The sequence below is a fragment of the Microcoleus sp. AT8-A3 genome (genome assembly GCF_036705675.1).
GTDB lineage: Bacteria > Cyanobacteriota > Cyanobacteriia > Cyanobacteriales > Microcoleaceae > Microcoleus.
Map to the genome: position 1 here is coordinate 21,594 of NZ_JAUBVD010000052.1, position 23,783 is coordinate 45,376.

Consider the following 23,783-nt stretch of genomic DNA (forward strand, 5'->3'; position numbering starts at 1 on the left):
TTTTAGATTGACAAAGATCGATCGTCCGAGTTGACAACAGGTAGCGAAAACCAGAAAGTCGAACCACCGCCGGGAGTGCTTTCGACGCCGATCGAGCCGCCGTGAGCTTTGATAATTTGCTTGGAGAGGTACAATCCCAAACCCAACCCTGTTAATTGTCGGCTATTAGGGTCTTGAACGTAAAGTTCAAACAAAGATTCCCGCTGTTTGGCGCTGATTCCCACTCCATTATCTGTTACAGTACAGCGAACCATTTTTACGGTGACACCCGGCAATTTGCTGCCGATATTGCCAATTTGGCCCTGATAGCGGGGCATTTTGCAACTGCCGTCGAGGTTGAATTTGGCCAGGGTTTCCTGATTTTTCTGGGTGGTTTCGCCCATCCTAGGACGATCGCCCGCAGCAGGTATCCGGTTAGCGATACAGCGGGCAATCTGAGTAGTTGGAGATGTTAAAGCCTGGGAATTTTCTTCATAACTTAGCGCTGTTTCAACTTCAATTACCTCGGCTTTAAAAGTTATATTGACTCCCGGAGGATTGTGTTTAATAGCATTAGTCAACAGATTTTCTAGCACCCGCTGCAAGTGTTGGCGATCGGCATTGACTTGTGGCAAATCCGCCGGAATTTCAAACGTCAAAGTTGCTTGATTTTTGGCCAGCATCGGTTCTAAATCGGCAACAATGGCTGAAGCTAAAGACGGCAAATGCAGCGGTACAGTATGGAGAACAATCCCTTTCACCTCGCTAGCGTGAGCGTCGAGCAGGGTATTAACCATAGTCAACTGGTGTTCGCTGGCCTGAACGATGCGCTGCAAAATCGATCGAGAAACCGGAACATCTTGTAGAGAGTCAGAGGGCGATTTGTTGAGCAAATTTTTCAGCAGTATTAACATTCCCATAACAGGAGTGCGGAGATTGTGAGAAACTGCGTGCAAAAATAGGTCTTTCAGGCGGTTGCTTTCTTGCAACTCGTGCATTTTTTGCTGTAGTTGGCGGGTGCGTTCCTCCACTTGAGATTCCAAGTTGGCATTGAGAGCTTTTACCTGCTGCAAAAGTTGGGCTTGCTGTAGGGCGATCGCCACTTGGGTAGCGAGTTTTTCCAACAAATCAATTTCAAATTCCTGCCACTGGCGGGGCCCGGAACACTGGTTGACGGCCAAGATCCCGAACAATTCATCCCCCAGGAAGATCGGCACATTTAACGTCGCTCTAATTTGATAATCGCTGTACAATTGGGCAATTGGAACGCTCTGTTGAACGCTAGCAGTATCGGAGATAGCTCGGACGCGGTTGTTAGCATAAAAAGTTTTCTGGTTTTCGAGCTGATTCTCGTCAGCGAGTACCCACCCCAAAAGAGAACGGCATTGGCCTCCCACAGACTCAGCCACAACCTTACCGTACACCGGGCTAGGAAGATTTACCCCGTCCGTGTCCACAATACCGATGAAAGCGCGGTCTGCCTTGAAAAATTGCCGGACTTCGGCAACAGTAGTATTGAGAATTTCTTCGAGGTCGAGGGAGTTGCGAATTCGCAGGGCGATTTCTGAGAGCAAGCGATCGCGATCGGAGGACGCCCGCAAAGCGGTTTCCGCGCGGTGGCGTTCGGTAACGTCTTGGACTGTGGCGGCGATCGCCCCTGACTCAATTGCCGACTGTTCGCAGACAGTGCGTTCGGAGCCATCTGGCAGCACAATTCGGTAGTTAATGCAATAGGCTTGGCGTTCCAACATAGCTTGGCGCTGCGATCGCGCCACCAATTCTCTGTCTTCTGGATGTACAGCTTGCAAAAAAACGGATGGTGTCGGTTTGACAGTTCCAGGAGCAAAACCCAAGAGGCGGTAAAGTTCGTTTGACCACCGCAATTCGATATGGGATATATGATGTTCTGCGGATTCTTGGCAGTTGTAAGTTGCTGTGAGGGCGGCGCAATTTAAATCCCAATTTCCCAACTGAGCGATGCGCTGAGCGTTGGCTAAACTAGCTTCGCGATCGCGCAGCCGGGCCGCCGTGCGGCGCACCTCAAAGAGCGCTTGCTGGCGTTCTGCTACGGCGGCGGCCAACATCAGAGCCACAAGGGCGATCGTACCGGTAAAAGCTTGTAAAAATAAAACCGCCTGTTTGAGATTATCGCTTTTGGCCAAAAACGGGCCGCCTCCCTGTACTGCTCCCCAAATCGCGATGTAAGAGACGATCGAATAAGCAAAAATCGCTCCTGCCGGTTGAAACCGCAGAGCGGCCCAAACTATCAGAGGAAAAGGCAGATACTCCAGCGGATACAGAGCGATAGCCGCTTGTGTTTTTGAGCAAAAAAACAGCCAGCTCACGCTCAGCAAGAGAGTCAGCCAGAGCGCGATTTCGGAATAATTAACAATTAAAAATAGAAGATTATAGCGGTTTGACTTTGCCGAAAATCTCCTGGAATAATTTGTAACTTGTGATGGGTAACTGTCCCAGTTAAAAAATGTTTTTAAACTTGAAATAATCCCAGGTTTTATCTCACATTTTACACCATTATCAAGGACAGGCAAGATGCCTGTTCCACAAGAAAATTCATCTCTTGTGGAACAGGCATCTTGCCTGTTCCTAAACAAGTAATTGAGAATAATGAAACATCTCAGTTTGAGTGGAAATTTAAAACTGTTAACCGCGTGGTTCAAAGTCAGGAGCACAGGCGTCACAATCAAAATTCCCATACCGTCTCCCAGCCACGTAGTCCACCAGTTGCGAGAGAAATTGCTCCACTGAGCCCAACCAAAAATGCACGTACCCAAGTTGCCGAGGATAGAGCCTAGTAAAGTAGACCCGATGACAGCCCCCGCTACTAAAGCCAGAACATCTCGCAGTCGATCGAGTTTAGTAGAAAATCCGCTCCAAGTCAGCAAAGCCTCTCCAGCCAGCGCTTGCAGGGTGACGCTAAAGGCCGATGTGGCAATGACAGCCGACGGTACACCGCCGGTAGAGTTTAACAGCACTGAACCGAGGACAATTCCCGGCCACATCCGTCGCCCTTGCAGTAGCAGTGCCGCTAGAGCAATACCGGCGGGCGGCCACACGGGGGAGGCTTCGGCTTTCACCAGTCCCAGCATCGACGCTGCGAGTTTTCCGGTAACAAAGTAGGCCAGCGCCAGGATGCCGGTGTACAGAAGCGTTCGAGTGCGGCGGTTGAGCAGTTTCATGTTTAGGTGCGATCGAATCCTCCATTCCTAGTTTTTAATTTAGGCGGCCGATCGGCGATCGAACTTCCTCCTGACGACTCACCTGACTGGGGGAGTTGACTGTTGACTGTTGACTGTTAACTTATGACTGTTAACTTATGACAACTGCCTACAGCCTACTGCCTACTGACTACTGACAAATGACTGCTTAAAATCCAAAAGTCCGCTTACCATCCGGCTTAACAGTAAGCCAATTGGTCTTTGCCATTGCCAGTTGTTCGTCAGAAACTGTAGCGTTGGTAAGATTCGCCCCGCACAAATTTGCTCCCCGCAAATTCGCCTTAGTCAAATAAGCCCCCGTCAAGTCAGCACCTCGGAAATCCGCCCCTTCAAAATTGGCAGTGCTGCAATAAGCCTCAGTCAAATTAGCATCTCGCAAATTCGCCTGAATTAACCGGGCGTGACCCAAATTCGCCCCCGACAAATCCGCTGCTTGCAAATTTGCCTTCACCAACCTAGCCTGATAAAAATTACTTCCCGCTAACTGCAATTTTTGCAGTTGCAGGCCAGACAGTTCGCAGTCAGCAAAATCGCGCTTGCCTTTAAAATATGCCGCTCGCAAGCTGTTGGTGTCCCACTTAGGAGCAACTTTCGATACCTTTGACGCTGCTAAATTGTCGCTAGAATGTCCAACCGTTCCGAAAGTTCTGCCGGACTCAGCCAGAGTCCGGGAAACTCTGGGCTGCATCCCCGTGTTCCCAGATTGGCCCAAGGAAGTTCTACCAGCGCGGGTGTGGTTCGATCGTAAATCTTGATTAATTTTACTCCTCGGCGGTGACCACGAAGAACCCTCGTCATTAAATATTGTCGGTTCTTCAACAGTACGAGAAGAGCCGTTGAATTGAGTTGCCAAGCCATCGACAAGACTTGGGTCTTCAAATTCGCCAGAGAGAGCTCTGAGGACATCTGCTGCCGATTGGAAGCGGTGGCCAACCATCGGCTTTAGCATTTTTTCGAGAATCCGCGCAAAATATGCGCTGACCTGAACGTGGGGCTGCCAAACAATTTCGCCGGTTACTCCATCAAAATCTAAATCCTTGGGCGACTTTCCTGTCAACAAGTACAAGCAAGTCATCCCCACCGCGTAGATGTCGCTGGCAAATATCGGCCGCAGCGCCATTTGTTCCGGCGGAGCAAAACTAAATGTGCCGACTGAAAATTTCGTGTTGGCGCTTTGGTCGGCGGGGTCTAATAATATTGTTTGGCTAACTTGGTCTTTTACCGCTCCGAAATCAATCAGAACTAAGTGCCCGTCTTGAACTCGGCGAATAATATTTGCGGGTTTGATGTCTCGGTGAATTACTCCTTGGCTGTGGATATATTGCACTACTGGCAGAATTTCTAATAGAAAATTTTTAACGTCAGATTCGTTGAAACGGCCTGAGTGCTTGACTTCTTGTTTCAAAGTCGAGCCTCTAACATACTCTTGAACTAAGTAAAATTGCTGTTCGGTTTCAAAATAGTCTAGCAGCCTCGGTACTTGCGGGTGGTCGCCCAGTTGGCCGAGGGTTTTTGCCTCTCGCTTGAATAATTCCCGCGCCATTTCTAAAACTCGCGGCGACGAACTACTGGGTCGCAGTTGCTTGACTACACAACTCGGTTGACCGGGCAAAGAGATGTCTTTTGCCAGAAAAGTAGCTCCAAAACCTCCTTGTCCTAACGGTTCAATAACTCGGTAGCGAGCGCGCAGCAATAACCGCGCGCCGCAAGTCTGACACTGAAGAATAGAGTCAGCAGGGTTTTGAGGATGGGGACAGCCCGGATTTACGCAGTAGCTCATATTGATTGAGTTTGCCTATGTTGTTCTGATCTTGTCAGCGCCGCTCGACTGCACAAATAGCCTGTTCCTGCTTCTGGTAGACATACTAATCTATCAGGTTTCGGCAAGCCGTGCCTTCGATTGCGAATTGGAATTGCACCTAAGTCTTTTATGCCGATATCTTTTCCCTATTTTGATTATCTCGCTGCAGTGAGTTTTTTCGGTTGATTATCCTTGAAGATAGTTTAAAGACTTGCTAAAGTTGTGCTTTTTTGTGTAAAGTCTTTCTAAACTTAAGTGCTTTTTGCCTTGTTAGATGTATCTAGCATACCTCATTCTCGGAATGAGAATGCTACTCATCCCCCAGTAGACATCTACCTTTGGGCCGATCGCTCGTTTTTGCTTATGTATACCGCAAAACTATTGACAAATTTAAATTATTATGGTAGTAAAGGCTTTGCCGAATCAATTCTGTGACTGCACAGTCGAAGCCTGCCGGCGCAGACTAATGACTAATAACTACCGATCGCTGACAACTAACTACTGACTAAATTATGCGTATTTCTCTAAACTGGCTGCGGGAATTGGTGGATGTGTCGATATCCCCGGAAGAATTAGCCGAAACCCTGACAATGGCCGGGTTTGAAGTCGAAGATATCGAAGACCGCCGCCCGTGGGCAAGCGGTGTAATTTTGGGCAAAATCATCGCCTGCGAACAGCATCCGAATGCAGACAAATTGAGAGTTTGTCAAGTGGATGTCGGCTCTGGTGAAGCTTTGAATATTGTTTGCGGCGCACCCAACGCTAGAGCCGACATTTACGTGCCTGTCGCTGTTGTCGGCACTTATTTATCGACTATTGATTTAAAGATTAAACCTGCTAAATTGCGGGGCGTTCCTTCCGAAGGAATGATTTGTTCCCTGGCAGAATTGGGACTATCTAAAGAGTCAGCCGGGATTCACATTTTTGAGTTAGAAAATCCCGAATTGGGCAGCGATATTCGCCCGCTTTTGGGTTTAGATGACGTGATTTTAGACTTGACAGCAACGGCCAACCGGGCTGACGCTTTGAGCATGGTGGGTGTAGCGCGGGAAGTGGCGGCGCTGACTGGGGCGAGTTTGAGAATTCCCGAAGCGAATGGTGTGGCGATTGAGGGCAAAGAAACTCCTGGTTTGGCAGTAGAAATATCCGAACCGCAAGGATGCCCGATTTACATCGGCACGGCAATTGAAGGTGTGAAAATTGCTGCTTCTCCAGCTTGGTTGCAGCAGCGGTTGCAGGCGGCGGGAGTGCGGCCAATTAATAATGTAGTTGACGTAACTAATTACATTTTGCTGGAATGGGGACAACCGCTGCACGCTTTCGATCGCGATCGCCTACAATCTTTCACGGGTACTCAAGATATCAGCATCGGCGTCCGCTTTGCCAAAACAGGGGAATCCTTCAAAACCTTGGACGGACAAAACCGCAATTTGCAAGCACAAAATCTGTTAATTACGGCTAGCGACAAACCCGTTGCCTTAGCTGGAGTAATGGGTGGCGAAGATACGGAAGTTCACGAAGGAACGCAAAATTTAGTTTTGGAAGCCGCGATTTTTGACCAGGCAACGATTCGCCGTTCTGCGCGCGCTCAAGGCCTGCGGAGCGAGGCTTCGATCCGCTACGAACGGGGGGTGAATCAGGCGGCCTTGACGACGGCCTGCAACCGCGCTGTTGCCCTAATTTTGGAGTTGGCTGGAGGCACTGCGACGGTGCAGAAAACGGCGAGTTCGGGCGAGGATTTGAGTTTTTCGCGATCGCTCGAATTGCGTTTAGACCGAGTAAATCTGGTTTTGGGGCAGTTGAAAAGAGGACAAACGGGCGGTTCTAAATATCTGGAACCGGAAGAGGTAAAAAATATTCTGACAGCCTTGGGATGCGAAGTTGTTCCAACGGAAAAAGAACGGGTGTTTGGGATAACTGTTCCTCCTTACCGTTACCGCGATTTAGAAAGGGAAATTGACTTAATTGAAGAAGTTGCCAGACTCCACGGTTATGACAATTTCTGCGATACTTTGCCCAGCAAAACGGAACCCGGTTATCTGTCACCGGAATACGCGGCAATTCGGAATGTGCGATCGGCTTTTCGGGCGGCCGGTTTGACGGAGTTGATGCACTATTCTTTAGTGAAAACTGAGGGAGACAATCAGGTGGTGCTGGCGAATCCGCTGTTTGTGGAGTATTCGGCTTTGCGGACTGAAATGCTGTCGGGTTTGATTGATGCTTTTCAGTACAATTTGGAACAGGGAAATGGGGCGCTAAACGGTTTTGAAGTCGGCCGCATTTTCTGGAAAGAAGAGGGCGGGCAGGATGCCCAACCCCTACTCCCCACAATGAAGGAAGCCGATGCAGTTGCGGGGATTATCGGCGGCGATCCGACTGTGTGGAAATGGCAGCAGGGAGGGCGCGATCGACCTTTGAGTTGGTTTGAGGCAAAAGGTATTTTGGAAAGCGCATTTCAAGAGTTGGGTTTGTCGGTGGAATATCAAAGCGATTCCTCTAATACACGCTTGCATCCTGGCCGCACGGCTGCGTTATCGTTAAACGGGAAACATTTAGGGGTTTTTGGACAGTTGCACCCGCAATTGCAGCAGGAAAAGGATTTGCCTGAGCAGGTTTACGTGTTTCAATTAGATTTAGCGGTGCTGTTGGGTGAATTAGGGCGATCGCACAACTTAACTCGCAAATTCGCGAATTATTCGAGTTTCCCCGCTTCTGACAGAGACATTGCGTTTTTCGCACCGATTGAAGTTCCGGTTGTTGAGATGCAGAGTGCGATGAAAAAGGCGGCGGGTAGTTTGCTGGATTCAGTGGAATTGTTCGACGAATATCGGGGCGACAACGTACCGGCGGGACAGCGCAGTTTGGCTTTTCGGTTAATTTACCGCGCGGGCGATCGAACTTTGAGCGAAACCGATGTCGAACCGGCCCAACAAAAAGTGCGCGATGTTTTAGTTGAGAAATTCGGCGTTAGTTTGAGAAGCTAAAATAAGCCGCTACTCACTAATAAACCGCCAGGGAATGAATTCCCTGGCTCAAAGCTAAAGTCCTCTTAAGAGGACTAATAAGATTTACGGATTACCAGGTAAATTTGCCATTTTGAGCAAAGCGAAGAATCTCAAATTATTGCAATAAAACCGTCTAAAGTGCATAATTGCTAACTAATGAACTCTTCAGTCCTCTTGAGAGGACTTCAGCTTTGAGGCGGGGGTTTCAACCCCTGCCGGACTCAGGGAAAAAGCGTTAAATTAACACCACTGGCCGCAACATCTCCTCAGCCATTAAAGTAATAAATTTCTCCTCTTATCTAACAATTCTCTCTCTTTTCCCTCTTCCTCTGCGCCCTCTGCGCCCTCTGCGGTTCATTAATCTTATTCTTAAAATTTTAGTTAAATCCTCTTACTCTTATTGTACAATAACTTTTAAACAAATTCATCTAAGGCTCAAAACCGTGACCAAATATGTAATGTGGGGAAGTTACTGCGAAGACGTTCTCGAAAAACGCGCTCCGTTTCGAGACGCTCATTTAGCCGGATTGGCTAAGCAGAAGGAATCGGGCGTGTTAAGTACGATCGGGCCTACAAAAGATTTAACAAAAGTTTTTGCAATTTACGAAGCAGAAGATGAGGCGGCCGTGCGAGAATTGGTGGAAGCCGATCCTTATTGGGTAAATGGGGTTTGGACTGAGTACGATGTGAAAGAGTGGATTCAAGCTTTTTAAAGGAGTTAACAGGGTGAACATCTTAAGATTGGATGCCAGCGATTTAGTGCCAGTAGACTATGGCGATTTGCTGGACAAGATTTTAGAAACATTGCAGACTAAAAACCCGTTTAGCGTATCAGAAGACAGCCGCCGCTTGCTAATTGATATTGACACCATTGCTGCGGATGTTTCCAACAAGCAAGTGCGGCAACCCTTGGGTTCTTTTGAACCCCAAGCAGATTCTGCCACTGTTAACTTACCGCCGGAAATTGAGGAGCGTTTTGGCAGTCAAGTTAGACAGATTCAACAGTGTTTGCGGCAGCAATTAGAATCTAAACTGCCTCAAAATACCTCGATTGAAAGGTTTGTCGCTAGTTTGATTAGTCCCTTAGACTCACCCTATTTTCGCGGAAACGGCCAAGAGTTAGGCTTTAAATACGATTTTGGCACCCGCCACACTTCTTTACAAAAAGAAAGGCTAACTTTGGAAAGCCGAGGTACTGGAAGCCATGCAGCTTTAAAATTGCATAAATTGACCGTTGCCGTCCGAAATACTGATATTTTTGAACAAGAACTCAAGCAGGGTTTGCAAAACTATATCAATGAAAATGCCGAGACTAGCAGTGAGAAAGAAGACCTTAACCACCGTCTTGATGAGATGGTTAAAAATCCTGACTCGGATTTTCACAAATTAATCCGACTGGTAGATAAAGAAACTTTGGGGAAAATTAACAAAGAAGCTAAGATTATTTATTTGGACTATCTGCTAGAACACATTCGCGATAGCAGTACAGATACTGTAGGAATCATCTACTTACAAGACTTGATTCGTCGCCTCAGATTGATAGAAGATTATATCAACGATCCAAGTAAATCTGATGGCGATCACGAGGTTAATTATGCTGGTATTAGAGTTAATTACAGAGAGATATTTGCGAGAGCGGAAGCCTTAGATTTTCTGCCAATTATTGCCATTGTAGAAGGTTATTTGGGAGAAAGTACCGACAATGCTCGTAACGAACGTAAGTTTATTTTTGGACTCAAAGTCAAATTTGATAACTCAGTTCAAGCGCGCGGTGGAAAAGATGTATTTGAATATTATCTAAATCTGCTAAATCCAGACAGTGAAGAACATCAAGCAGAATTTGCCGAAGATGTTAATAGCGAAACCTTCGTCCGCAAGGTGTTTAAAATAGCATTACTATACTATTTTGTGTTTGCTTCCCGCAGCAATCCACTAGCAAAAGATTACGATCCTGAATCTGAGTTCAATTATCAGCCGATCGCCATATTTGAGCAAAGAGTATTGCCAGTCCTACAAGGTTCTGATGATGAGGCAAAAAGAGAGCTATTTCGCAACTTTATTAAAGGATTTAATCAGTTTAATATAAAGCACAAAATTACGCATCTGAGAAGAATGCTAAAAGGCTTTCTGGAGCGTCAAACAATTTTACCAACCCGAACAGAAACGCGACACGTAAACCTCAAAATTGGTCTGGTAGAGGATATTGACAATATTTTGACTACTGGTAAATTTTTTAATGAAATTATGGAGCGAAATTACAAGCAAACGCTCCATTATATTACCGTCAAAGATCCTAGTGTCGATGAAAGATCTATTTGTCAGCTACCAGTCAATATCACCATAGAAGATGTCCGCTATTTTCCTACTGATGAACGCCAAAATTTCAGCATGGAATACAATATCCAAGATGTCGATGTTTTGCCTGTAGCTTCAGTTCCCGAAAGTCGGATGAGTGCATATAACAATTTTTTCAAGCAGTATAAGTTGCTGTTATTCCGGTATAACAACAGACGACTAGACAGCGGTGATAAAGGTTTACAACCTGCCGCGATTTTTGTATATAAGTTTACCATGCTGCTGCTGTCCTATATCTGTCTGAGGATATTGCTTGAAAATACTGCGGGCAACTTATTTATTCCGATGGTGAGACTTCACGAAGGCGACGACAAAAACCCTTCGCCGTCAGAAAAATTTATGGCCAATCTTTCCAAAACGTTGTCTCATGTTTTGAGTCAAAAACAACGCTCAACTTCTCAAGGATTTCGGATTAGAAAAACGCCCAATGGTTTCACAATTCGTAACGGCTTGAGTTCCCTGTATTCAATCCTTCCTAAAAAGTTTCGCTTCGACGACAATGTTCAGCTAGCTTCCGAGTTAGACAAGTTAGCAATTATTGTTGTTTCCAGTCGAGATAGTGATGCGAAAAAAGGTAATCAAAACCGCTTCCAAAGACAAGCTAGTTTAATCGGAGAAGTTGTCGGTATCAATCGCCTAGACGATAGCACAATTCAAGTTGAAATGCTGAAAACACTTTCCGAAAATTACAGTGTCAGTCGTCTTTATTCTGAGCCGTTAATCCTTGAAGATGTCATGAGCCAGCTTTATCAGCAAGGATATCGAAATTTCGCATATATTTCCCAAGCACCTTACATGAGTAGGTTGCATATTACCAAGACTGAGGAAGATGAGGAATTGTCTTTCATGTCAAAAAAATTGCTCCGAACTTTGAAAGGAGAGCGCCGAGATATCAAAATTTATCCGATATTCTTTGACAAATACTATGTCCGCAGTTTCCTCGGCGATAAGGGAAAATCCTTTTATATTCAGGATGCAATGGAGCTTGAAAGCTTGTTTGCAGATACCAGTCAGCAAGCTGTGATGTTTTTCAACTTGTTTAACGGAATTAGAGTCAGGGAGGAAAAAAACTTTTATAACGGTGTGATTTCTTACTCGACTCTGTTGAATATCTATCAAGGTATCCTAGACGATCAAGATATTCGTGAAGGTTTGATTTATGATGGTGCAATCAAAAATACTTTGCTACATTATCTAACAATATTCCACTTTTCTCGGTATGAAGCTCGTCACAATATTAGTTTAAAACTTGACCCCTACGAGCGAATTATTGGCGATGAATCGGTTGGTGCTTTGTCTATATTTAGTCATGCTGGCGGTAGCACAGATTTTAATTCCCTGGCATTTTTGAATAAGGTAAGAGAAGTATTGAATGTCGGTGAGGGAGGTATTAATCATGATTGGTGAAGATTTTGGGCGGCTGTTTGAGGTGGGATTTAATATCGGGATTCTGGCATATATTCAGCGGGAAAATATAGCTCATAATTTTGGTGATTCCTATCGTCTAGATTTGCATAAACTCAAATTGCCAAAGATGATGGCGGAAATTACCAGAGAAGCTAATTTGCTCGGTAGTTTGGATGGTAAAATTGTTGAAAAATGGAGCTTATTTTTTGTTCAAAAAGGCTTTTTGGGTGGGTTAAATTTTTTCCGGGAGTACATCAAATCTACTGGCTGGAATTTAAAGTTGGTGAATATTTTGTACTGTCAGTGCAGTTTTAGCGATGCTAACAGTATCAGAACTTATAATAAGGATGCAAAAGCAGGATTTAAAGAGGTATTATCTCAGTTAAAAACTGCGAAACCCAATTTATCAGGCGATGAGATTAACTCCTACATCCGTCGCTACAAGGAAAAAGGCGAGTTTTTGCAAGCTGATACCCTGATTTTGTTACAGAATGGTAAGGATTTTAGAATTCTGTGCGTTGATTTATCTGTGTTTACTCCCCCGTTGACTTCGGAAAAAGTCGAGAATCTGAACGAAATAGAGGTGATGCGGAAGTCTTTGCTCAGAGAAATTAGCTATTTGCGATCGAAAAGTGTTTTTTCTAATCTGCGAATCGATACTAGCACTTTAGGTGTTGATTTCTCCGAGGATTTAAAACGCTATTTTACGGCTTTTAAGTATAAGGATAAGGAAAGCGCTAAGTTGATTCAGGCGGGTAGCTACGCTCACAGCTTCTACGGTTTTCTGCAAACAACTGGTATTATTCCTCATGATGCTGAGGTTTTGTTGAATGTTGTCGGTTATAGCGATCGCAATATTAGCGCTATTTCCCTACGCAAGGACAAAATTAAGTTATTAGCAACTTGTGCCAAAATTTACCAGAATGAAGCGAAAGGTAAAGAGATTAGCGATGCTCGCAGCGAAGTTTTGGATGTTGTTCAACTAAACGCGGCTCGCAGTTTTAAAGAAGGCAAAAATTTTGTTGATGCTCTGTTAGGAATTGGTAAAAATGTCACTGAACCTGTACCTCATACAGAGCGGATTGATAATTTTGCTAATTCCATAGATATTATATCAGATAAACTGGCAAATGATTTGCAAATCGATCGCGGATTACATCTGAGAAATGCTCATGCTCAATTGATTGTGAAAGCGCTTCAATCTGATGAAAGTTATATCTTTTTGACGGGGAATCCGGGAATTGGGAAAACAACTGCGATCGCCAATTTCCTAAGCAGCCATATCGACGACGGTTTCTTATTTCTGTACGTCAGTCCCCGCAAGCAAGTAAACTTGGATATTATCGAAAAATTCAAAGATAAAAATACTGGTTTGCTGTGCGACGATCGATTATTTTGTATCAACACTAACGCCGATATCATCAAAAGTAATTCAGGACACTGTACCGTCAAGTACGCATCGAATAGCTATCGCAAAGATTTCACCAAAAAAACTGTTCGCTACCTCAAGGATAATTCAGAAATTCAGAGGAAGGAATATCATCAATCAGAACTTGAAAAAAAGGGAGAAACAGTAATTAAACCCATTAATCCCAAAGGAAATGGAGTGCTTAAGAGCATTTGCGAAGGTATATACGCGCTGATAAATTGCCAGGTATCTAATAATATCGTAGCTACCGTTTCTATTCAATCGGTGAAGATGAAAGAAAACCGACAAAATACCCTAGAGCATTTAGATAAAATTTTTCAAGATACTTACAATAAAGTCGCCAAAAAAGTTATAGCGGGGAAAATGCAAGAAATCTCCAGCCGCATCAAACATATTTTCATTATGATAGATGAAATTACGGGAGATGATGGTGGGGTTGAGTTTTTAGCCGGAATTGCTAAGATTGTCAAAAAACATGAGTTACACAAGCTGGAACATGGTTTTAATACTAAAATTATTGTCGCAGATGCTTCGATTGTGGACTGCGATGTGATTAAACAGCACCTTGATAACACGTCACCGGAACCGGACAAAATCTATTTTAAAAAGTTAGCGAAAGATTCGGAAGAAATTCAACCTTTACAAGTTATTCCTTTTAAATTTAACAATCTAGCTGCAAAGGTGATTAATGCGAATTCCTACCCTGCGCGCAGTTTAGAGATAACTTATAAGGTATTTGTCGAAACTGTTAAATACAGTGAAGATGCGCCTCTAAAACAAAATAGTAATTTAGTAAAGCGGGTACAATCTGAAATAATTGAGGATATCAATCAGCGATTAGCAATCCCCGGTGTGGAACAAATTATAGTATATATTCAAAACAAGCAAAGATTAGCCGAATTAATTGAAAAAATTAAAGCTAGTCGCGAAAAGTTTGAGCAGTTTACCGATTATCTGGAAATTCACGCGAATATCTCGGAAGAGGAGAAAGAAAAAATACAGAAATACAAAAATACAGCTAAAGTAATCTTTATGACTGCATCGGGAAGTCGCGGACTTTCTTTCCCGAAAACTAAGCATATTTTAGTTGATATTCCCCGCTTTCAGATTGAGAAAAATCTCATGGAAATCATACAGGTGATTTATCGGGGACGCGGAGAATATGACAACGGTAAAACCCTTGATGGTGAAGACAAAGAATTAGTTTTTTACCTATCTGATACCGCAGTTTATTACGCTGATGATGCGGAACTTTCCCTGCAAGAAAGCAAATTGAGTTTGTTGAATTTATTGCTAATTCTGAAGACGGCGGTGATGACGCGAATTTCGGGATACGGTTATTTAGGTAGGGAAAAGTTTTTGATGATTCCCATCGGCGGTAAGTCGGTTTCCGCAGTAGGGGATACATTTAGCAGCAAAATGGCGGCTCTAATTAAGACATTAAAGAGCGAGAGCCAGCGAGGAAATATGTTGTTTAAGGAGGTTTATACGAGTCTGGAACAGCTTTTGAGTCGCGGGGATTATGTTTTGAAAAATTCTGATAAGTCTCGTCAAAAGGGCGATTTTTATCTGGAAATGCGGGACGATTTTAATCGTAAGTTTTTGGAAAAGTGCAATCCTCTTGATGGTTTGTTGAGCTATGATAATTTAGAAATCGGTCATGTTTGCGGTAGTTTGTTGCTCGTACCTCTAGCTAAGCAAAATTTGGTAGAAACATACCAGATGCGGCTGCATCGAGAAATTAAGGAATGTCTAGAGAAGAAGTTGCTGCACAAAATGTGTCTAATTAGGGATAGCGATTCGTCCCCGGAGAATGTAATATCGGCTATAAGAGGAGGTGCGATCGAGCTTTTGCAATTTCTCAACAGCGAAGTCGAGAAAACTCAGTATTTTGAAGAGCAGAGTCAGCAGTTCGATCGCTATTATGCCATACCGCTGTTTGCTTTTGTCAGCGGGGAGGAGATGCAGGAGTATTTTGCTGACAGCCAACTGGAAGAACCGGAAGATAGGCGGTTTCGGGATATTTTGTCGGCTTATGTGCGATCGATCTACCCTATAGACAGTGTAATGCCGATCGGACACAAGTATCGAGATTTCCCATTTATCGTGTTTAGAAGCTACAGTTTAGAGCAAAGTCGAGAAAAGATTTTTACAGATAAATATCTTTTAAGTTCCAACGAATTGAACGTGCTCAATTTAATTTTGTCGAAGCAGGTAAACTGAAACTTGTAGGTGCGTCAGACTATTTTAGATTTTAGATTTTAGATTTTAGATTGGGAATCAAGGATGACCGAAAGCATCAGGATACAAGCCCCCGGATTCATCCGTCCAGAAATAGAAAACCTGTATCCGATAAACACGCCCCCCAATTTATCCGTGGGGTCAAGGCTTCAATCTAAAATCTAAAATCTAAAATCTAAAATCGATTGACGCACCCTACTTGCTACTTGCTAACTTCAAACGGCGTGTATTTCCCCCCCAAAGCTTCGACGATGGCGCGAGTATTAGCCGACATCATTTTCACATAAGAATCACCCTCGCTTCCGGGGGTTCCAATCGAATCCGAATAAAGTTGCTGCGCCGCCAATTTCACCCCCGCTTCCTCCGCCACTGTTCTAATCAGTTGCGGGTTAATTGTAGTTTCGGCAAAAATAGCAGGAACTCCCGCAGCTTTCACCGATTCTACTAACTTTTGCACCGTTTGAGCGCTCGGCTGTTCCTCGGTACTAATCCCGATCAAACTGTTAGCCTCTCCCAATCCGTAGGCGCGGCTGTAATATTGAAAAGCATCGTGACTTGTGACTAATTTGCGCTGATTTTCGGGAATAGTTTTAATCTGTTGTTCTATCCAACTATCCAAGCGTTTTAACTCTTCAGTAAGTTTCACAGCATTCTGCGTAAACTTCTCCCGATCTTCCGGCGACAGTTCGATTAGCGCATCCCGAATCGCTTCCACCATTTGAACGGCATTTTCCACATTTCCCCAAACGTGCGGATCGGGTACGGTATTACCTTCTTTATTCAGTAGCAAAGGCTTGACAACTTCCCCCACTGCTAATTTCCTCGCCTTAATTCCGGCGGCATTCATCATTCTAATTAATCCCGGTTCCAAATTGTAACCGTTATACAAAATTAAGTTAGCTTGTTCTAAAGCTTGAGAATCTTTTGGCACCGGTTCGTAAACGTGAGGATCGGTTCCCGGCTGCAAAATTCCTGTTAACTGAATTTCGTCGCCCGCTACTCGATCGGTCAAATCCTCAATAATTGTGCTGGTAGCAACTACCTTGGGTTTAGCATCTGCCTGTGGAGAGAGGCGATCGCCCTGGGTTTGAGCGCAACTAAATAAACCCACAGTCAAAATGCCGCAAGCAATAGTTCTAATCCAAAATGCCTTGGACTTGTCCCATCCAGGGGCGGCGGTTTCAATCCCCGACTCACGGCTAAACTCCCCTTTATCGGATTGCTTCACAATCGCCGTCGGTTTTAACTCACATCTTGCACCATTCTCAATAACTTGTTTAGGAACAGGCAAGATGCCTGTTCCACAGGAAAACTCACTCTTTGTGGAACGGGCATCTTGCCCGTTCTGGGCGGGCAGGATGCCCACCCCACAAGAAAACTCACTCTTTGTGGAACGGGCATCTTGCCCGTTCTTGACGGGCAGGATGCCCACCCCACCAGAAAACTCACTCTTTGTGGAACGGGCATCTTGCCCGTTCTTGAGAAGGGTGGAAGATATCAGTTTTAACCGACTTGAGATTTTCGCCGCCAAACCTATGGTTTGAGGGGTTTCGAGCTTGCACTGTCCCATTATCTACCTCTCGTGCGTTCCAGATTATTCCTATTTACCGATGATTTCATATTCTTTTCATTTTTACAGTAAACTTAATAAAAAGGAGATAGACTCACCGCCATGAATACCGCCGCCTTGCCCAACGAGAATCCTTGGTCTAAAATGGTTTGCCACCTCAAAGACAGCGCTACGGACACTGAAATTATCGCTGTTAAGCACTTAGCAGTAAACTACCGCACGGTAGAGGCACTCAGAGATATCAATCTTTCCGTCAAACCGGGAAGGCTGACGGGTATTATTGGCCCCAACGGTGCCGGCAAAAGCACCCTAATCAAAGCAATGTTGGGCTTAATTCCCGCCGATCGCGGCACTGTTACCTGGGGCGAAGAAGCGATCGCCGATCGACTCGAAACAGTAGCCTACGTGCCCCAGCGATCGCAAATTGACTGGAACTATCCCGCCACCGTTTGGGATGTCGTGATGATGGGAAGAGTCAGAAAAGCCGGATGGTTTCGCCGCTTCTCGGCAGCTAGCCGCCGCACCGCTGCCGATGCCTTAGAAAGAGTAGGCATGAGTGCTTACAAAGACAGACCGATCGGACAACTTTCCGGCGGACAGCAACAGCGAGTATTTCTAGCTAGAGCCTTAGCCCAAGAAGCCGCTATTTTCTGCTTTGATGAGCCGTTTGTCGGCGTTGACCAAAAAACTCAAAATATCATTTTCGACATCTTCCACCAGCTAGCAAATGCCGGAAAAATTGTCTTAGTAGTCAACCACGACTTAGGCGAATCAATTACGAATTTTGACGATTTAATTTTGCTAAATACAGAATTAATTGCCGCTGGTTCCCGCCAAGAAGTGCTAACAAAAGAAAACCTTTACCGCGCCTACGGCGGACAAGTAATGTTCTTTGCCGGACAAGCAGCTTAATTAGCCAGCAGTCATTAAAAAATTGGGTAGAAACCCCGTCCTTTTAGGACGGCTTTATGTTAAAATATAATTGGTCAATGACCCACCCGCGACGATGGAGACATAAACCCTAACACCAAAGCTTGCAATGACTGCAACGGGGAAGAAAAATCGGTAGACCGGGAAAAGAGGACAGGGCAATGGGCAGTCCACCCCTAGAATCAAACAACAAAGATTTTTGTTGGTATTCGACACATAAAACCGCAGGGCTTGCGGGGTTAGTCTGTGGAGCGAACGTAAGACCAAATCTCCTTGTGGGTAGAGGCAGTTGCTAAGAAGCAGAAACCTAAGCTGTGAGGCTTAGGAATCACCGCACCTTCAGGTCGGTGAGTATGTCAATAATCTAGGAGTTACACTCTTGAACCCGGTTTTTTTGATAATCTTGAATTGGGCAACGAAAATCTCGGCTCAAACTCACATCTTGCACCATTCTCAAGAACAGGCAAGATGCCTGTTCCACAAGAAAATTCACTCTTTGTGGAACAGGCATCTTGCCTGTTCATAAAAAGCTTATTGAGAATGGTGCAACATCTCGGCTCAAACCGGGTTGCTTTGGTTGTTAGTCATTAGTTAACTTTGATTTGATAATTTTATGATACAAACCTTAATTGAGCCGTTGCAGTACGGATTCATGCAGCGATCGCTCATAATTGCCATTCTCGTCGGCATCGTCTGCGCGATCGTCGGCAGCTACCTAATGGTACAGCGGCTGGCCTTGCTCGGAGACGCCATCAGCCACTCGGTTTTGCCCGGATTGGCGATCGCATTTATCCTCGGAGGAAATATCTTTATCGGCGCGTTCATTGCCGGAGTTTTGAGTACAGTAATCATAGCTTGGATCAAAGCTCGATCGACAATCAAAGAAGACGCCGCAATGGGCATCGTATTTTCGGCATTCTTCGCCCTCGGCATCACCCTAATTACGATCGTCCAAAAAGACAACAAAATCGACCTCAACCACTTTCTTTTCGGCAACATCCTGGGCGTTACCGCCCAAGATGCGATCGACACAGCCGTCATAGTCGCCGTAGTCTTATTAGTTGTAGTATTCTTTTACAAAGAACTGCTATTTTACACATTCGATCCATTAGGAGCGCAAGCAACAGGTTTACCAGTAAACCTGCTCAACTTCGGACTGATGGTACTCATCGCCCTCACAATAGTTGCCAGCCTCAAAGCCGTTGGCGTCGTGCTAGTCTTGTCCCTATTAATTACACCTGCAAGTACCGCCTATCTCCTAGTCACTCGTCTGCACCAAGTAATGATTTTAGGCGCAATAATCGGAGTTATTTCCAGCATTAGCGGAATGTATCTCAGCTACTTTTATAACTTACCATCCGGGCCCGCAATAGTTTTAGTTGCATCGGGGTTATTTGTGCTATCATTGCTGTTCAGTCCTACTCAAGGAATCCTCACCCAGCCCCGCACACACTCCGGTCAAATTCCTCCAATCTGGCGGGAATTGAAAAATTTAACCAAAGGCAGATAACAAATAACTTTGTAGTAACTCACATCTTGCACCATTCTCAAGAACAGGCTTTTCGGCCTGTTCCACAAGAAAATTCACTCTTTGTGGAACAGGCCGAAAAGCCTGTTCCTAAAAAGCTTATTGAGAATGGTGCAACATCTCAGATACTCCCGAATCGGGCGATCGCAACTGCGAACTATTGCTCAAAAAAACAGTACAATAACAAAAGTTAAAATTTCACGCCAACAAATCTACTAAGTTAAAAAAACATGAGCGTCAAAGTAGGAGACACCGCACCCGATTTTACCTTACCATCTCAAACTGGCACATCAGTCAGCCTCAAAGATTTTAAAGGTAAAAAAAACGTCATAGTCTACTTTTACCCCAAAGACGACACACCCGGATGCACGACTCAAGCTTGCGCTTTTCGAGATAGCTACGAAGTCTTCAAAGACGCAGGCGCAGAAGTCATAGGAATTAGCGAAGATTCGCAACAATCGCACCAGCAATTTTCTGCCAAATATCAGCTACCCTTTACACTGCTGAGCGATACTGGCAACAAAGTTCGGCAATTATACGGAGTTCCAGCTACCCTGTGGATTATGCCCGGTAGAGTAACTTATGTCATTGACAAAGAAGGCATTGTCAAGCATATTTTTGACTCGATGTTAGACTTCAAAGCACACGTTGCAGAAGCACTCAAAACTTTGGAAGCTATTAAAAGTTAGGTGGCGCGCGGGTGGCCAGAAACCGGGTTTTTTTACGAAAATGATTTGCTATCTAGCAGATTAGCTAAAAAACCCGGTTTCTTCGATATTGGCGCGAAAATCGCAGTGCAGGCCGCGCGTTTCCATTCAATTAGTTTCGCCAGCGAGTGGGGAGTTGGGCCAACAAATTTGGTGCGACCATTGCGCCGATGCAGGTCAGTTTCCATTCAATTAGTTTCCCCAGCCAGTGGGGAGCACCAACACAGATTATCAAACTTGACCCCAGAGTTAACAAACTTTCCATTCAATTAGTTTCCCCAGCGAGTGGGGAGTGTCACGTTGTTCAATCGATTGGGCTAATCTTAAGCCGGAGTTTACCATTCGCCTCAATTTCTATATCTACATGATGCCTTCCGCTTGATGTCGCAACAGCAACAGTTCCAGCTAAGGCTCCGATACCAGCGCCAACTGCTGCTCCAACAGGGCCACCAACTATAAATCCAAGAATAGCACCTGCACCAGCACCAGCAAAAATATAGAGGGCAGAGTAGTTAATTGTAGTAACTCCAGCAGAAGAAGGGATGAATGCGCCTGTAGCTATATTTACCCACTCTCCCGATTTGTTCTTGTGTAACTCAAAAATGGTTTTTAACTTCTCTGGAAGGTCTGAATATCGCTCGTAGTCTGTAATAACTTCAACTTGCTCACTTTGCTCCAAGGCTGTCTTTAGCTCACGATAAAACATTTCTGTATCTGAGAAAACTAACTTCCGCATACATTCCATTCAATTAGTTTCACCTCCATTCTACACCCCAGACAGCGCAAGGAGTCTAGAGGGATATCTGCGACACCCGCGACAAAAAATTAAGGAACGGCCCAGGGACAGTTTTGGCAAGCTGCTGTATGTTAATTATCAGATAGATTTGCCCGATCGCTCAGAGAACGAATTCAGTCTGTGGGTGCAAAGATATATGGATAGCCCCCAAGTGCTTTCCCCGCCGAGTTTGGTAGAAAAACACCGACAAGCAGCGAAAGATTTAGTCGCGAGATACAGCTAGCTGGTAAAGACAGATTTTACCACTTGTTCGTAGTCAGCACCTCAGTCATGATTCTCTAAAAAACCAAGAAAGGACTAAAGTCCTTACTAAAAACTCGTGGTTCGTAGTAAGGACTTTAGTCCTTTTTTGCTAACGACTTGCAGCCATTAACAATTAGCACTCAGCAATTATCTAGCTTTTTGCAACACTCGATTTTTCAGATGTAGCGCTTTCGGCAGTTTTGCCATTTTTGCTATTACCGTTACCGTTGCTGTGCCGGGGTTGGATAACTCCATAGCCACCGTGAGTCTTGCGTTCGTAGAGTACGTTAATTTCGTCTGTTTCCGCATTACGGAACATATAGAAATCGTGATCGATAATCTGCAATTGTTCCAAAGCTTGTTGCACAGTCATTGGAGGCATAGCAAAATACTTAGTCCGTACCACCTCAGCAGGAAGTTCGGGAGTTCGATCGCCAATTAGATCCGCTACTACAGGATGTTCTTCAACTGCCGTAACCGTTTTAACACTACTCTGGATTTTGTTGTCGTGGCGTTTTTCCTTAAATTTCCGCAGTTGACGAGCTATCTTGTCGGCAACCAAATCTATGCTGGCATACAGGCTTTCCGTGCTTTCTTCAGCCCGAATAACGCTGCCGTTAGCATAAATTGTCACCTCAGCAGTCTGCTTAGGATTGATCCTGGGATTACGAGCCACCGATAGATGTATGTCCACTTCTGTAGTCAAATTTTGAAAATGGCTAACTGCCTTTTCCACCTTTTGATTGACGTACTCGCGAATCGCATCGGTGATTTCTATATTTTTACCCTGGATAACAAGCTTCATAGAGCTCCCTCCCTTCTGTAACTTCGGTATATTTTATACAGTAGCACTATGTATTCTCGAAAACACTTATCTTCCAAATCTTTTATTATATGTTGACAATTCTTGATTTAAACTGCGCCAATATTCCGTAATAACACTATTGACTTTTTTGCATGATTTCTCCTCTCATCCCTCAACAGTTAAATGCACAACCCTGCTTACTCCTCGATTGGGGACAAGTTCCCTACTCCCAAGCTTGGGAAATCCAGCAAAAACTGGTGCAAGAACGCCGCGACAAGCCAGATTTGCCAGATGTCCTGATTTTGCTGGAACATCCGCCGGTTTACACTTTGGGAATGGGAGCAAAGCTGGAATTTCTGAAATTTGACCCAAGCCAAACTGGGGCGGAACTGCACCGAGTTGAGCGGGGCGGCGAGGTGACTTACCACTGTCCGGGCCAATTGGTGGGCTATCCGATTTTAAATTTGCGCCGTCACCAGCCTGATTTGCACTGGTATTTGCGGCAGTTGGAGGAAGTGCTGCTGGGGGTGCTGGAAGTTTTGGGGTTGAAGGGTTCGCGGGTTCCCGGTATGACTGGGGTTTGGGTGGATGGGTGCAAGGTAGGTGCGATCGGCATTAAAGTCAGCCGCTGGATTACGATGCACGGTTTTGCTTTAAATGTTTGTCCCGATCTCGCAGGCTTTGGGCAAATTGTACCTTGCGGGATTCCCGATCGACCTGTTGGCAGTTTAGAGCAGTTTATCCCCGGAATTGAGGTCGATCGAGTGCGATCGATCCTTGTCGCTGAGTTTGCTCGCGTTTTTGCAGTGGAAATTGTGCGATTCCCTACGGGATAGCTTCGCTTCACGAATGTGTAGGGTGCGTCGCTGTCAACACTACTAACTATCGCAGTCGGTTTTTTAAGTGCGATCGGGCTGGTCTTCCTCATACACCATTAAATCGCCCGGTTGGCAGTTTAGTGCTTTGCACAGAGCATCAAGAGTTGTTTCATCAATTCTTGTCAGCCGGCGGCGGGTTTTGATTTTAGAAACAGATGTTGGGTGCATCCCAACTCTAGCCGCCAATTCTTTATTGCTGATATTGCGATCGGCCATTACAACTGCCAATTTCCAACGGATCACTGCGGGTGCTCAACTACTAGCCAGGACTTTGCAAGGTGATGTTAGCATCCTGCAACCTTCACTAACACGTGTGTTGCCGTATCGGCAATATTTTTAGTCGTATCGCTTGACTTGCAGCAGCGAATGAACTATGCTGAGGATGTCCAAACGGAAAAGCTATCGCCCCTTGGCCTCGAAAACTCAAGGGCGATAGCTATCCGACTATTGTGTAGTTAAAACTCATGATATCACAGCCAAAGTCAGTTCCCGAACTCCTGCGCGAAGAAATTCCCGACGCACCCACCGGCAAGCAACCGATCCGATTGTTGATTTGCGGGATTCCCAAAGGAGTCGAAAGCCTCATCAATCTGCTGCACGTTTTGGGTTTTGCAGAAGTTGGTGAATGGAGCCCGCCTTTACCGTCCCCGATCGCAGGCGAAGTAATGCGGATTTTAACCCGTTACTGGAAAGAATAATTTTTCAGGGCGATCGCCCTTTATTGAGCAAAGTGCGATCGTTCTTAAATTATCAAAAACATCAGGCTTAATTCTCGACCCAATCACTTAGGAATGATAATTAAATAACTTCCACTCTTGAAAGTGGGATGGGCGTCCCGCCCGTCCACTCATGACGGGCGGGACGCCCATCCCA

At 45.0% G+C, this 23,783-nt stretch carries 15 protein-coding genes; 9 read left to right on the forward strand and 6 right to left on the reverse strand.

Annotated elements, in window-relative coordinates; translation table 11 throughout:
- Positions 1-2: 2 nt before the first annotated feature.
- Positions 3-3,176, reverse strand: a complete 3,174-nt coding sequence (locus QUB51_RS23760; RefSeq protein ID WP_333053895.1) for an MASE1 domain-containing protein — start codon at positions 3,174-3,176, stop codon at positions 3-5.
- A gap of 187 nt (positions 3,177-3,363) precedes the next feature.
- Positions 3,364-4,995, reverse strand: a complete 1,632-nt coding sequence (locus QUB51_RS23765; RefSeq protein WP_333053896.1) for a serine/threonine-protein kinase — start codon at positions 4,993-4,995, stop codon at positions 3,364-3,366.
- 533 nt (positions 4,996-5,528) lie between these two features.
- Between QUB51_RS23765 and pheT the strand changes: the two genes are divergently transcribed.
- From pheT to QUB51_RS23785, 4 genes are all read left to right on the forward strand, one after another.
- Complete coding sequence (pheT, locus tag QUB51_RS23770) at positions 5,529-8,000, forward strand: phenylalanine--tRNA ligase subunit beta (protein WP_333262948.1); 2,472 nt, start codon at positions 5,529-5,531, stop codon at positions 7,998-8,000.
- 464 nt (positions 8,001-8,464) lie between these two features.
- Positions 8,465-8,734 (forward strand): YciI family protein, encoded by a 270-nt coding sequence (locus QUB51_RS23775; RefSeq protein ID WP_333210883.1) that lies wholly within the window; start codon positions 8,465-8,467, stop codon positions 8,732-8,734.
- A gap of 13 nt (positions 8,735-8,747) precedes the next feature.
- On the forward strand, positions 8,748-11,783 hold the full coding sequence (locus QUB51_RS23780) for a hypothetical protein (RefSeq protein ID WP_333262945.1): 3,036 nt from the start codon (positions 8,748-8,750) through the stop codon (positions 11,781-11,783).
- Positions 11,773-15,435: a helicase-related protein gene (locus QUB51_RS23785; RefSeq protein ID WP_333262942.1), complete on the forward strand. Its 3,663-nt coding sequence runs from the start codon at positions 11,773-11,775 to the stop codon at positions 15,433-15,435. Before QUB51_RS23780 ends, QUB51_RS23785 begins: the two co-directional genes overlap by 11 nt.
- 220 nt (positions 15,436-15,655) lie before the next feature.
- On the opposite strand, the gene QUB51_RS23790 is transcribed toward QUB51_RS23785, so the two are convergent.
- Positions 15,656-17,023 (reverse strand): metal ABC transporter substrate-binding protein, encoded by a 1,368-nt coding sequence (locus QUB51_RS23790; RefSeq protein WP_445243064.1) that lies wholly within the window; start codon positions 17,021-17,023, stop codon positions 15,656-15,658.
- 102 nt (positions 17,024-17,125) lie between these two features.
- Between QUB51_RS23790 and QUB51_RS23795 the strand changes: the two genes are divergently transcribed.
- The 3 genes from QUB51_RS23795 to QUB51_RS23805 all read left to right on the forward strand — a co-directional run bounded on the left by QUB51_RS23795 (position 17,126) and on the right by QUB51_RS23805 (position 20,170).
- Positions 17,126-17,935 carry a metal ABC transporter ATP-binding protein gene (locus QUB51_RS23795; protein ID WP_333053907.1) on the forward strand — a complete coding sequence of 270 codons (810 nt, stop codon included), beginning with the start codon at positions 17,126-17,128 and terminating at the stop codon, positions 17,933-17,935.
- Positions 17,936-18,566: 631 nt separating this feature from the next.
- Positions 18,567-19,463, forward strand: coding sequence for a metal ABC transporter permease (locus QUB51_RS23800; RefSeq protein ID WP_333262940.1), 897 nt, complete (start codon positions 18,567-18,569; stop codon positions 19,461-19,463).
- A 248-nt stretch (positions 19,464-19,711) separates the two neighbouring features.
- Complete coding sequence (locus QUB51_RS23805; RefSeq protein WP_333210896.1) at positions 19,712-20,170, forward strand: peroxiredoxin; 459 nt, start codon at positions 19,712-19,714, stop codon at positions 20,168-20,170.
- Between the two features lie 322 nt (positions 20,171-20,492).
- On the opposite strand, the gene QUB51_RS23810 is transcribed toward QUB51_RS23805, so the two are convergent.
- Both QUB51_RS23810 and hpf read right to left on the reverse strand, forming a co-directional pair.
- Positions 20,493-20,924: a hypothetical protein gene (locus QUB51_RS23810; protein WP_333262938.1), complete on the reverse strand. Its 432-nt coding sequence runs from the start codon at positions 20,922-20,924 to the stop codon at positions 20,493-20,495.
- A gap of 454 nt (positions 20,925-21,378) precedes the next feature.
- On the reverse strand, positions 21,379-22,032 hold the full coding sequence (gene hpf / locus QUB51_RS23815) for a ribosome hibernation-promoting factor, HPF/YfiA family (RefSeq protein WP_333053915.1): 654 nt from the start codon (positions 22,030-22,032) through the stop codon (positions 21,379-21,381).
- A gap of 152 nt (positions 22,033-22,184) precedes the next feature.
- Between hpf and lipB the strand changes: the two genes are divergently transcribed.
- On the forward strand, positions 22,185-22,868 hold the full coding sequence (lipB, locus tag QUB51_RS23820) for a lipoyl(octanoyl) transferase LipB (protein WP_333262935.1): 684 nt from the start codon (positions 22,185-22,187) through the stop codon (positions 22,866-22,868).
- 63 nt (positions 22,869-22,931) lie between these two features.
- On the opposite strand, the gene QUB51_RS23825 is transcribed toward lipB, so the two are convergent.
- Complete coding sequence (locus QUB51_RS23825; protein WP_333262932.1) at positions 22,932-23,153, reverse strand: helix-turn-helix transcriptional regulator; 222 nt, start codon at positions 23,151-23,153, stop codon at positions 22,932-22,934.
- Positions 23,154-23,374: 221 nt separating this feature from the next.
- On the opposite strand from QUB51_RS23825, the gene QUB51_RS23830 reads away from it, so the two are divergent.
- Entirely contained in the window at positions 23,375-23,608 is a 234-nt protein-coding gene (locus tag QUB51_RS23830) for a hypothetical protein (protein ID WP_333053920.1), read from the forward strand.
- Positions 23,609-23,783: the final 175 nt, after the last annotated feature.

What these genes read in the sequence shown, in the direction of transcription:
- lipB (WP_333262935.1), top strand. Translation starts at nt 22,185, where the DNA reads ATGATTTCTCCTCTCATCCCTCAACAGTTAAATGCACAACCCTGCTTA.
- QUB51_RS23760 (WP_333053895.1), bottom strand. Translation starts at nt 3,176, where the DNA reads ATGAAACTGCTCAACCGCCGCACTCGAACGCTTCTGTACACCGGCATC.
- QUB51_RS23805 (WP_333210896.1), top strand. Translation starts at nt 19,712, where the DNA reads ATGAGCGTCAAAGTAGGAGACACCGCACCCGATTTTACCTTACCATCT.
- QUB51_RS23785 (WP_333262942.1), top strand. Translation starts at nt 11,773, where the DNA reads ATGATTGGTGAAGATTTTGGGCGGCTGTTTGAGGTGGGATTTAATATC.
- QUB51_RS23830 (WP_333053920.1), top strand. Translation starts at nt 23,375, where the DNA reads ATGATATCACAGCCAAAGTCAGTTCCCGAACTCCTGCGCGAAGAAATT.
- QUB51_RS23790 (WP_445243064.1), bottom strand. Translation starts at nt 17,023, where the DNA reads ATGGGACAGTGCAAGCTCGAAACCCCTCAAACCATAGGTTTGGCGGCG.
- QUB51_RS23800 (WP_333262940.1), top strand. Translation starts at nt 18,567, where the DNA reads ATGATACAAACCTTAATTGAGCCGTTGCAGTACGGATTCATGCAGCGA.
- QUB51_RS23765 (WP_333053896.1), bottom strand. Translation starts at nt 4,995, where the DNA reads ATGAGCTACTGCGTAAATCCGGGCTGTCCCCATCCTCAAAACCCTGCT.
- QUB51_RS23810 (WP_333262938.1), bottom strand. Translation starts at nt 20,924, where the DNA reads ATGCGGAAGTTAGTTTTCTCAGATACAGAAATGTTTTATCGTGAGCTA.
- pheT (WP_333262948.1), top strand. Translation starts at nt 5,529, where the DNA reads ATGCGTATTTCTCTAAACTGGCTGCGGGAATTGGTGGATGTGTCGATA.
- QUB51_RS23795 (WP_333053907.1), top strand. Translation starts at nt 17,126, where the DNA reads ATGAATACCGCCGCCTTGCCCAACGAGAATCCTTGGTCTAAAATGGTT.
- hpf (WP_333053915.1), bottom strand. Translation starts at nt 22,032, where the DNA reads ATGAAGCTTGTTATCCAGGGTAAAAATATAGAAATCACCGATGCGATT.